Below are 11361 nucleotides of genomic sequence, written 5' to 3' on the forward strand. Positions count from 1 at the left end.
TTTAAAAACCTCGCTTCGGCGGGGTTTTTTTATATCTTGATATTCACATTCCCCACAAATAATTAACATTTAATGTTGCCTTTTTGCCGTTTTTGATAAGTTTTTGGCAGATCTGCGCATTTCTTGTTCCTTTCAGATATTTTCTGTGCAATTGTTTCTGTGCAATTATATGCGTAAAGAAAATTGACAAACTCTTATCAATCTAGATAATCAGATGCTTGGTGTGAATGCATCACTTTGTCAGGATGACAACTAAGGGAATAAATATTATGGATAACATCACAGGTTTGCTGTCTGAAGCAGCCTCAATTATGGCTATTGGTATGGCCATGGTTTTTCTTTTTCTTACATTGCTGGTATTTGTTGTTCGCTTAATGTCGAAACTCCTTCCGACTGAACAACCGACTGCGCCTGTACGCCCCAAGAATACAAAACAAGTTAAGACTGCTGATTCGACAGCTCAGAACGATCCAAAAATTGTGGCCGCTATTTCGGCCGCTGTGCATCGTCATCGCTCGACTGTAGCTCAATAGAATATAAAAATTAAAAGGAGTTAATTAAAATGACTAAACCGCTAGCTATAACTGATGTGGTCTTGCGAGACGCACATCAATCTTTGTTTGCCACTCGTATGCGTATAGAAGACATGCTACCTATCGCTGCTGAGTTAGATAAAGTGGGTTACTGGTCTTTGGAAACTTGGGGTGGAGCGACATTTGATTCGTGCATTCGTTTTTTAGGTGAAGATCCGTGGGAGCGTCTGCGTGAACTTAAAAAAGCCATGCCTAATACCCCAATGCAAATGCTACTTCGTGGTCAAAACCTTCTAGGATATCGCCACTATGGTGATGACGTAGTAGAAAAATTTGTAGAGCGTGCCCATTTAAACGGTATGGATGTATTTCGTATCTTTGATGCTATGAACGATGTACGTAACTTTGAAACCGCAGTCAAATCAGTGGTCGATGTTGGCGCGCATGCGCAAGGCACACTTTCGTATACCACTAGCCCTGTACATAATTTAGAGACGTGGGTTGATTTAGCTAAGAAACTGGAAGATTTAGGCTGTCACTCTTTATGTATCAAAGACATGTCTGGATTACTTAAGCCGTATGAAGCCGAAGAGCTTATCACGCGCATTAAAGCGTCTTGTGATGTGCCTCTTGCCTTGCATTGCCATGCTACGACTGGATTAAGCACTGCCACAGCAGTGAAAGCGGTAGAAGCGGGCGTAGATATCCTAGATACCGCCATTTCATCTATGAGTTGCACTTACGGGCATACGCCGACAGAAACCGTTGTCGCTATGCTAGAAGGCACTGAGCGCGACACCAACCTGAAACTTGATCAAATCGAACCTATCGCAGCTTACTTCCGCGAAGTGCGTAAAAAGTATGCCAAGTTTGAAGGCCAGCTTAAAGGTGTAGATTCACGCATCTTAATTGCTCAAGTACCAGGCGGAATGCTGACCAATATGGAAGGCCAGCTTAAAGAGCAGGGCGCAGCCGATCGTTTAGATGAAGTATTGCAAGAGATCCCTCGTGTACGTAAAGATCTTGGCTATATCCCTTTAGTTACACCAACTTCGCAAATTGTGGGCACGCAAGCGGTGATTAATGTCCTCACTGGTGAGCGCTACAAGAGCATCACTAAAGAAACCGCTGGTGTCCTAAAAGGTGAATACGGTAAAGCACCTGCTGAGCTCAACAGCGAGCTACAGCTAAAAGTTCTTGATGGTGCAGAGCCTGTGACTTGTCGCCCTGCTGATCTGATTGATGATGAATTTGCAGAACTCACTTTAGAGCTACAAAAGAAAGCGAAAGAAGAAAGCATCTCACTTGCAGAAGATATCGAAGATGACGTACTGACTTATGCGCTATTCCCGCAAGTAGGCCTTAAGTTCCTGAAAAATCGTCATAACCCTGCGATGTTTGAACCAGCGCCTGGCACAGAAGCTGCTGAAGAAAAAGCGCCTGCAGCTGCAGCAACAAGCACCAATACGGCAATTGAAGCGTATAGCGTTAAAGTCGACGGACAAGTATATAACGTAGAAGTTGGCCCTCAAGGGGAGCTTACCTCGATTGCACCGGCGGCTACACAACAAGCTCCTGCCACCGCTCCTGCACCTAAAACAGATGCCGAAGATGTTCCTGCACCTTTAGCGGGTAATATCTTTAGAGTAAATGTAAGCAGTGGCGAAGTTGTGGAAGAGGGCGATGTACTGCTTATCCTAGAAGCGATGAAAATGGAAACTGAAGTGCGCGCGGCAAGAGGCGGCGTAGTACAAGGTTTACATGTTAAAGAAGGAGATGCTGTCTCTGTTGGTTCACCGTTACTTAGCCTAGCGTAAGGAAGCAACATGGATGGTTTAATTACTCTCTGGAAAGAGACGGGCATCGCTAACTTTGAATTTGGCCAAATCTGTATGATCTTGGTCGGTTGTGGTCTGTTATTTCTTGCCATTCGTAAGGGATTTGAGCCCCTACTATTGCTACCAATTGGTTTTGGTGCAGTATTAGCAAACATTCCAAATACCGGCTTTACCGAGCCGGGTGGTTTGCTGTATTACGTCTATGAAGTGGGGATCTCGACGGGGATCTTCCCATTACTTATCTTCATGGGCGTAGGCGCAATGACCGATTTTGGTGCCTTGATTGCTAACCCTAAAACACTTTGGTTAGGTGCGGCAGCTCAGTTTGGTATTTTTGCGACTTTGTTTGGCGCAATCTTACTTAACTATGTACCGGGCATGGAATTTAGTTTGGCAGACGCGTCATCTATCGCCATCATCGGTGGTGCGGATGGGCCAACCGCCATCTTCTTAGCCAGTCGGTTATCACCCGAACTGCTAGGGGCAATTGCGGTTTCAGCGTATAGCTACATGGCGTTGGTGCCGATTATCCAGCCACCAATCATGAAAGCCTTAACCACCCCAGAAGAGCGTAAGATCAAGATGGGTCAGTTACGTCATGTCGGTAAAGCAGAGAAAGTCTGTTTTCCTCTGGGCGTATTGCTGATGACCATACTCTTCTTACCATCAGCCTCTCCATTGGTGGGAATGTTCTGTTTAGGTAACTTAATGCGTGAAGCCGGTGTGGTGGATCGTCTTAGCAAAACCGCTCAGAACGAGTTGATCAACATTGTGACTATCTTCTTAGGCTTAGGCGTAGGCTCTAAACTGCAAGCGGATAAATTCTTAAATGTTGAAACACTAGGTATTCTTGGCTTGGGCGCAGTAGCCTTTAGTATTGGTACAGCAGGTGGCGTTCTAATGGCGAAACTGCTGAATAAGGTATCTAAAGAAGACATTAACCCATTAATTGGCGCAGCAGGTGTTTCCGCCGTCCCAATGGCCGCACGAGTGGTGAATAAGGTAGGTCTAGATGCCAACCCACAAAACTTCTTGTTAATGCACGCAATGGGACCAAACGTTGCTGGTGTGCTTGGCTCAGCCGTTGCTGCGGGTATTTTGCTGGCGCTAGTGGGTTAATAAAAGTACAAGTCTAAAAAAGTTAATACCAAGCCATTGTGTTTTGCTATAAACATGGGTTGGTACAGAAATTAAAACGCCTTAATAGAGTATCTATTGAGGCGTTTTTCTGGAATTAACATTTGTTCTCAGAGTTATTTTAATATGAATTTTCAAATTCATGGTTGGCCAAAAGTGTTTTAGATCTGTAGTACTGTGTACCATTGTTCCATAGGGGGTTTAGATTATAGACTCAGTATTTTTAATCAAAATGGGCACCTCGCTTCATTTCAGAATGAAGTATCAGATTAAGTCTGAACTAATACAATTTAGGTGTATTAGTTCATATCCTGTCATTCAAAGTTCCTCTATATTCACCACGATTGAATTGTTCAATATCTATTTCTAACTTATTTAAGGCTTTGATCGTGTCCTGCGCTGTTCTTCGCGGCATACCAGTCGCATCCATCACTAGGGGTACTGTATTTTTGCCTGTATCAATTAAGTAGGCCACTAGCAGACGCCTAAGAAAAGAGGTTTGGGTTTTGCTTGGTTTCTCTGTCATTGTAATCTCAAATAATGGGGTTAGTGAGCAGGTCTGAAACAGTTTCTTGCTGATTGAACCAATGGTATGTATCGGAGCATCGCCATTTCATAGTTTCTGCCATGTAAGGCATGATGTTGGCAAGGTTCTGGTTATTGAACACAGGCTCATGATGACCACAACGATTCCTAAATTTCCTGATGACATAGCACGCTTCTTTAAGTTGTTTCCTTAGCTCTGGTGCTGTAATGGTTTTAGGTGCATTAGGAAATACATCATTGATATATGGCTTCCAAATGCGCCCATCGTGGCGTTTGGTTAACATGTTCTCAAAGAATACAAATTTAAGTTCAGGCAATAGTTTACCTACACCTTTATACCCATCTGAAAGCGCTTGATTCAATGTGTATTTGTCTTGGCTATTGAGTGAATTTACGAATACAGCATTTGTAGGCCAGTCTTGTCCATATCGCTTTGATAAGGCTTCAGAGATCGCATTACGTAGTGCAACTTCGTAGATATGTAATGGAAAGAAAAACCTGGAGGCCAACTGAGCATTCCACTCATAAAGTTGAAGCGCGGTAATTGGGCAGTCTGCCCCTTGAGCTGCAATAATGGCATTTCGGTATGTAGAAAACCGACTCACCGACAGAGTTTGTTCAATAGCATTGTGAGGCATTGAAGTTCCTTGAATATTATTGGTTATTGACCAGCAGGGCAAATTGGCCTAATATACGTCATGAGAGCTTTGGATATCCCTGTTTCGGCAGCCCACCAAAGACATATGATAAAGAGAGAGCCTGCCATTGTGCAGGTTTTTTCGTTTCTAAGGTACAGAAATGTATTTAAACGTCTGCAAACCCAAACGTTTAGCGTTCTCTCTCGCTGCCGCTTTATTAATGTACGGGTAAACATCATGCTCAGCTAAGCGGTGTAGTGACTTATCTACAGAGTCCACCAGCCAAATGTTGCCAGTGCAAGGTGATGTTCCGCAGACTTGCTTGTGAGTTAGTTTGCCGCTCTCATCAATGGATGAAACTAATTTAGTGTCAACGTAGTTCAATTCGACTTCTACTATTGAACTATCAGCTTTATAGAATTTAGGGATGCGATGCCCGTTGTCAGTAAATATCTCACTTAAACATATCCTTAGTTTTTTCACGCAAATTTTGCCAGTTTATTTCCTGATAGTCATCTTGCTAACGCTCATCTCTAATAATGCAGTAGGTTTTGAATGATTTTTCTCAGCTCGGTATCACTTTTTTCCGTCTAGTATTTTCGTCATTAATCTCAATATTGAATGGCGTTCCGCATGACCCGAACAATTAGGATGTGAATAGTTAGTGGGGTCAGGTCTTGAATTTTGCAAAGAGAAAAATGTTTCCTGCGTACCTATCACTACAAATGATAGGTCATCGACGGGTTTGTGATAGTAAGCTTTGGGTACAAACGGGTCAGTCACCCGCCTTTCTCATACATCAATCACACTTGCTTTAAGCTATCGCCTCACAGAAAAATCACTTAATAATGCTCTCCATTTCTATTCGATCCCCGAATCTGCAACGACTTAACCTAGTACACCTGTTTTTGCTCTGAGTACAACCAAATAACACCGCAAAACAATGATCTTCAATATGATAATCGGTACTATGTAACGCGACTTCTTTTAAATTAGACAACAATATTATGCCGCTTAGGCTCATGACGTATCAGGTGTTACCGATGTCTGTATTTCCCGTTGAGGACATCATTTAGTGGATGCCATATTTGCTCAATTAGATACCTTGCTTGCAGGCTCTACTCTCACTTTATTATTTGTTACCGGATTTTTAAGTGCCACGCTTTTACCCGGAGGCTCTGAAGCTGCGTTGCTTGGTGCACTCAGTCAGCATCAACATCCTGTGTCAGACATTATAATTGTGGCGACTTTAGGCAATACCTTGGGAGGATTAACCAACTATTGGATTGGTTTGTGGATCCCGAATCGAACTCAAGGAGCAAAGCATGGTCATAAGGCTATAGCTTGGTTACATAAATATGGATATTGGACGTTATTATTTAGCTGGGCACCAATTATTGGTGATACATTATGTTTAACAGCGGGATGGCTTCGGATGCGCTTTTTACCCTGTCTGCTGTTGATCACTTTTGGAAAGCTAATTCGTTATGTGACGCTAGTTTGGATATTTACTAGTCTAAGTAATCTATAAGGAATATTAATGATTTTACCTCATTTCAATTTGTCATTGTCGAAGTATAAGTTAGTGGGGGCGCTGACCGTTGTGGCGCTACTTTCTGCCTGTAGCTCTCAAGATAAACCTGCAGAATTGAAATCGAGCGATTTAGGCATTCAATTGGTGGAGCAAGTTGATGCGACTCCGGGCACAGCCTCAATTGCCTACGCAAAATATAAGCTAGAAAATGGCTTAACCTTAATTTTAGCCCCTGATCATTCCGACCCTTTAGTGCATGTTGATGTGACTTATCATGTGGGCTCTGCAAGAGAAGAAATCGGTAAATCGGGTTTTGCGCATTTCTTTGAACATATGATGTTCCAAGGCTCTAAGCATGTTGCTGATCAAGAGCATTTTAAACTGATTACTCAAGCTGGTGGCTCGCTAAATGGAACAACCAATAGCGATCGCACTAACTACTTTGAAACCGTACCGTCCAATCAATTAGAAAAAATACTGTGGTTAGAATCTGATCGTATGGGATTCTTACTAGAGGCCGTCTCTCAACATAAATTTGAAATACAACGCTCCACAGTGAAAAACGAGCGTGCACAAAATTATGAAAACCGTCCTTATGGTTTAATGTGGGAGAAAATGGGCGAGGCCATGTATCCAGAGGGCCACCCATATTCATGGCAAACAATTGGTTATGTTGACGATCTCGACAAAGTTGATGTTAACGATCTCAAAGCCTTTTTCTTACGTTGGTATGGCCCGAATAATGCGGTACTGACCATAGGCGGGGATTTTGATACCCAGCAAGTACTGCAATGGGTAGAAAAATACTTTGCTTCTATTCCAAAAGGGCCAGAAGTGAAAGCTGCGCCAAAACAGCCTGCGGTACTAAGCGAAGATCGTTATATCACCCTAGAAGATCGCATACAGCAGCCAATGCTAGTGATTGGCTGGCCTACCACCTATCTTGGCGAGCAACATAATGCGGATCTTGATGTATTAGCCACGGTGTTAGGCAGTGGTAGAAACAGTATTCTGTATCAAAAATTAGTCAAGACAGGCAAAGCCTTAGATGCCGGTGCTTTCCATCGCTGTGAAGAACTGTCGTGCAATTTTTATGTGTATGTTATGGCTGATTCAAGCAAGCGTGCCGACCTGACTCCTTTATATAACGAAGTGTATGACATCATTGAAGGTATGCAGACTTCGGATATCGACCCTGATGTATTACAACAAGTATTAGGCAGCGCTGAGGCGAGCGCTATTTTTGCTTTGCAAAGTGTGCACGGCAAGGTGGCGCAACTGGCTGCAAACGAAACCTTCTATCAGCAACCGGATCGTTTGCAAATTGAGTTAGATCGTTTACATCAAGTCACACCGGATTCTATCTATAAGGCTTATCAAAGGTTTATTCATAATAAGCACAAAGTGACCTTGTCCGTTGTGCCAAAAGGTAAACTGCAACTGGCGGCGAAAGAGGCAACGTTTGTTACGCCACCAAGAACATTACCCGAGCATCAAAAAATCACCGACAGTGATTTAGAGTATCGTTTTGTGCATGACGATTTTGACCGCTCGGTGATGCCGCAAGTTCAATCAGCGGTAACTGGCACTATGCCTGAGCTTTATTCCTTCCATCTGCAAAATGATATCGAAGTGCTGGGCAGTAAAACCTCAGAAACGCCAACAGTGATGATGCAGATCAGAATGCCTGCGGGTAATCGTTATGCGCCGCGAGGTAAAGAAGGGTTAGCTAGCTTGACCGCTTCTATGGTGTCAGAGGGAAGCGCCTTATTAAGCAGTGAAGCGTTTCAAGCTGAGCTGGATAAATTGGGCAGTTCGGCATCATTGAGTGCAGGTCAATATTCGACAACCTTAACTCTATCTAGCCTAAGTAAGAATTTTACTGCGACCATGGCACTGGTAGAAAAAGCCTTCTTCCAACCGTTATTTAGCAAAGAAGACTTTGCACGCGTAAAGCGTCAGATGCTAGAAGGTGTCGTGTATGAGCATCAAACCCCAAGCTGGTTAGCTTCACAAGCGACCAGAGAAGTGCTGTATGGCAATAGTGTTTTTGCTCGTTCTTCATCAGGTACTATGCCGTCGGTGAAAAGCCTGACTTTGCAAGACGTGAAGAACTTCCATAACAAGTTCTATACGCCTAAAGGGACGCAAATCTTAGTGGTTGGCGATATCTCTGAGTCTCAAGTGAAGAAAGAGCTTCGCAGTTTACAGCAGTGGCAGGGGGAAGTGATTCCTATGCTACGTCACCATAAGTTGACCAAACCCGCCCCACAAAAACTGTATGTGGTTGATAAGCCGGGAGCACCGCAATCTGTTGTGCGCTTAGTACGACGTGGATTGCCTTTTGATGCCACCGGCGAGAGCTATTTGGCGCAATTAGCCAACTTTAATTTGGGTGGCAACTTTAACAGTCGCATCAATCAAAACTTACGTGAAGATAAAGGCTACACCTATGGTGCGAGCAGTTATGTCACTGGTAATCGAGAGCTAGGCGCCTTTGTGGTCACCGCACAAGTGAGAGCGGACGTTACTGCTCCTGCTATTGAGGAGATCATTAAAGAGATGGACAAGGCCTCAAAAGAGGGCTTTACTGATAAAGAAATTGAGTTCATGCGTTTAGCTGTGGGGCAAAAAGATGCGCTCAAGTATGAAACCCCAGAGCAAAAAGCCTATTTATTAAGCTCAATACTGACTTACAATTTGGATCATGACTATTTAGCTACCCGCAATAGCATAGTCGCAGACGTTTCTAAACAGACACTTAACGAGGTTGCGAGTAAGTGGTTTAACCCTGCTGACTATCAAATAATTGTGGTTGGGGACGCTAAACAGTTAATGCCTCAGCTTAAGACGCTAAATTTCCCGATTCAAACACTTGAAATTGAGCCTTAATTGACCCATCTATAAAGCAGTTGTATGTCCAGCATCTATTTATTAGATGCTGGACTGTCTATTGAGAGAGTACTCTCTAAATATATAAGTGATCTTGTTTTGACTATTTTTTCTCAGCGCCTGAAGCAGGTAACTGCTAACAAGCAGGTATTTAAACAGTATGGACGTGGAGTGGAGCGAGAGACGCTACGCTATAACCCCGATGGGCACATCGCAATTACTCCGCATCCACAGAGCTTAGGGTCCACCTTAACTCATCAATGGATCACGACTGATTTCTCAGAATCTTTGATGGAGTTTATCACTCCTGTTTCGCACGATATTCCGGAGTTATTAGCTCAATTACAGGATATTCATCACTACGCGCACAGTAAACTGGAAGGCGAGCAACTATGGCCGCTATCTATGCCTTGTGCGGTGAAAAATGAAGATGATATCGAGCTTGCTCAATACGGCACGTCTAACCCTGGTCGAATGAAAACCTTGTACCGTCAAGGTTTAAAGCATCGCTATGGTAGCTTGATGCAAATTATCTCTGGCGTGCACTTTAATTTCTCATTCCCAGAAAGTTTTTGGGATAGCTTATATGGCGAACAAGACCAAGCGGCTCGCCAAGCATCGAAATCAGAGGCTTACTTTGGCCTGATTCGAAACTACTATCGTTTTGGTTGGTTAATCCCATACTTCTTCGGTGCGTCTCCTGCTATTTGCAATACGTTTGTTAAAGGGCGTGAAACCAATCTTCCTTTTGAAACACTAAACGAGACTTTATATCTCCCTCACGCTACGTCTTTACGTTTAAGTGATTTGGGATATACCAATAGTGAGCAAAGCGATTTAAAAATCAGCTTTAATAGCGTTGAAGAGTACCTGCAAGGCTTGAACAAAGCCATTCGTACACCATCAGAAGCATTCTCTAAGATTGGTCTTGAAGAAGAAGACGGACATCTTAAACAGCTGAACAGTAACGTTTTGCAAATTGAAAACGAGCTGTATGCGCCAATTCGACCTAAGCGTGTTGCGAGAAGCGGTGAGAAACCGTCTGAAGCGCTAGAGCGTGGCGGTGTTGAATACATCGAAGTTCGTGCACTGGATGTGAACCCATTTAGCCCTGTCGGTATCAGTGAGCGTCAAATACGTTTCTTAGATATCTTCATTACTTGGTGTGCACTGAGTGAGTCAGCGCCTATGGATGACTGCGAGTTGACTTGTTGGCAACGTAACTGGAACTCAGTGATTACCGAAGGTCGTCGCAAAGGCGTGGATTTAACCATAGGTTGCGATGGCGAGAAATTAACGCTGCAACAGTGGGTACACCGTATCTTCGATCAATTTGAAATGATCGCCAAAGAGATGGATGCGGCATACGGTAATAATGATTACCAAGATGTACTTACTGAACTGCGCGATTGGATTGATGAGCCAGAACTGACCCTGTCAGGCAAAATGCTAGAGAAAGTGAAACAGCATGGCGGCAATGGTCAATTTGGTATGCAGCTAGGCAACAGCTACCAAGAGCAATATCGTCAACATAAATACGGTGCTTATTCGAAAGAGATCATGGATCAAGAAGTGTCTGATTCACTCAATAAGCAACATCAAATCGAAGCTGCCGATGCGGTAGATTTTGAACAATACTTAAAAGATTACTTCGCGTATCTGAAATAACCTTGGAGAGCCGATATGCCTTTACTAGATAGTTTTACCGTTGACCACACTAAAATGAATGCACCAGCTGTACGTGTGGCTAAAACAATGCAAACTCCAAGCGGTGATACGATTACTGTCTTCGATCTTCGTTTTACTCAGCCAAACAAAGACATTTTGTCTGAGACGGGTATTCATACTCTTGAGCACCTTTATGCTGGCTTTATGCGTAACCACTTAAACGGTGCTGCTGTGGAGATCATTGATATCTCCCCAATGGGTTGCCGTACTGGTTTCTACATGAGCCTAATTGGTACTCCATCAGAGTCTGAAGTGGCAACTGCTTGGATTGCATCTATGCACGATGTACTTAAAGTAGAAGGTCAAAACAAGATCCCTGAGCTGAACGAATACCAATGTGGTACAGCGGCAATGCACTCTCTAGAAGAAGCAAAAGCCATTGCTAGCGCTATCTTAGATGCGGGTGTCTCTGTGAATAAGAATGACGAATTAGCACTGCCAGAAGAGATGCTACAAACACTAAAAGTGTGATTGGATAATACTCGTGAAAAAGGCTCCGAAATGAAATGAACTGA

Annotated in this window: 9 protein-coding genes and 1 pseudogene; 7 read left to right on the forward strand and 3 right to left on the reverse strand. The window is 43.4% G+C overall.

Translation table 11 applies throughout. The features are described from left to right. The first annotated feature begins 269 nt into the window (after nt 1–269). From VHA01S_RS17410 to VHA01S_RS17420, 3 genes are read left to right on the forward strand one after another with little or no spacing between them, the layout of a single operon-like run. Nucleotides 270–533 carry an oxaloacetate decarboxylase subunit gamma gene (locus VHA01S_RS17410; protein WP_023405660.1) on the forward strand — a complete coding sequence of 88 codons (264 nt, stop codon included), beginning with the start codon at nt 270–272 and terminating at the stop codon, nt 531–533. Nucleotides 534–562: 29 nt separating this feature from the next. Then, nucleotides 563–2350, forward strand: a complete 1788-nt coding sequence (gene oadA / locus VHA01S_RS17415) for a sodium-extruding oxaloacetate decarboxylase subunit alpha (RefSeq protein ID WP_023405661.1) — start codon at nt 563–565, stop codon at nt 2348–2350. Nucleotides 2351–2359: 9 nt separating this feature from the next. After that, on the forward strand, nt 2360–3490 hold the full coding sequence (locus tag VHA01S_RS17420; RefSeq protein ID WP_023405662.1) for a sodium ion-translocating decarboxylase subunit beta: 1131 nt from the start codon (nt 2360–2362) through the stop codon (nt 3488–3490). A 346-nt stretch (nt 3491–3836) separates the two neighbouring features. Here VHA01S_RS17420 and VHA01S_RS17425 read toward each other — a convergent pair. From VHA01S_RS17425 to VHA01S_RS17435, 3 genes and pseudogenes are all read right to left on the reverse strand, one after another. Next, nucleotides 3837–4034, reverse strand: a pseudogene (locus VHA01S_RS17425) (helix-turn-helix domain-containing protein); the annotation flags it as partial. Between the two features lie 7 nt (nt 4035–4041). After that, nucleotides 4042–4692: an Abi family protein gene (locus VHA01S_RS17430; protein WP_023405664.1), complete on the reverse strand. Its 651-nt coding sequence runs from the start codon at nt 4690–4692 to the stop codon at nt 4042–4044. 147 nt (nt 4693–4839) lie between these two features. Next, complete coding sequence (locus VHA01S_RS17435; RefSeq protein ID WP_023405665.1) at nt 4840–5175, reverse strand: hypothetical protein; 336 nt, start codon at nt 5173–5175, stop codon at nt 4840–4842. A 592-nt stretch (nt 5176–5767) separates the two neighbouring features. Between VHA01S_RS17435 and VHA01S_RS17440 the strand changes: the two genes are divergently transcribed. The 4 genes from VHA01S_RS17440 (at nt 5768) to luxS (ending at nt 11317) form a co-directional block, all read left to right on the forward strand. Then, nucleotides 5768–6223: a YqaA family protein gene (locus VHA01S_RS17440; RefSeq protein WP_023405666.1), complete on the forward strand. Its 456-nt coding sequence runs from the start codon at nt 5768–5770 to the stop codon at nt 6221–6223. Between the two features lie 9 nt (nt 6224–6232). Beyond that, entirely contained in the window at nt 6233–9118 is a 2886-nt protein-coding gene (locus tag VHA01S_RS17445; protein WP_023405667.1) for a M16 family metallopeptidase, read from the forward strand. Nucleotides 9119–9217: 99 nt separating this feature from the next. Next, entirely contained in the window at nt 9218–10786 is a 1569-nt protein-coding gene (gshA, locus tag VHA01S_RS17450; protein WP_023405668.1) for a glutamate--cysteine ligase, read from the forward strand. 15 nt (nt 10787–10801) lie between these two features. Beyond that, nucleotides 10802–11317 carry an S-ribosylhomocysteine lyase gene (luxS, locus tag VHA01S_RS17455; protein ID WP_023405669.1) on the forward strand — a complete coding sequence of 172 codons (516 nt, stop codon included), beginning with the start codon at nt 10802–10804 and terminating at the stop codon, nt 11315–11317. The last annotated feature ends 44 nt before the right edge of the window (nt 11318–11361 follow it).

The organism is Vibrio halioticoli NBRC 102217, assembly GCF_000496695.1.
Classification (GTDB): domain Bacteria; phylum Pseudomonadota; class Gammaproteobacteria; order Enterobacterales; family Vibrionaceae; genus Vibrio; species Vibrio halioticoli.

Coding starts and splice junctions, on each gene's coding strand:
- VHA01S_RS17445 (WP_023405667.1), top strand. CDS start 6,233: ATGATTTTACCTCATTTCAATTTGTCATTGTCGAAGTATAAGTTAGTG.
- VHA01S_RS17430 (WP_023405664.1), bottom strand. CDS start 4,692: ATGCCTCACAATGCTATTGAACAAACTCTGTCGGTGAGTCGGTTTTCT.
- luxS (WP_023405669.1), top strand. CDS start 10,802: ATGCCTTTACTAGATAGTTTTACCGTTGACCACACTAAAATGAATGCA.
- oadA (WP_023405661.1), top strand. CDS start 563: ATGACTAAACCGCTAGCTATAACTGATGTGGTCTTGCGAGACGCACAT.
- VHA01S_RS17420 (WP_023405662.1), top strand. CDS start 2,360: ATGGATGGTTTAATTACTCTCTGGAAAGAGACGGGCATCGCTAACTTT.
- VHA01S_RS17410 (WP_023405660.1), top strand. CDS start 270: ATGGATAACATCACAGGTTTGCTGTCTGAAGCAGCCTCAATTATGGCT.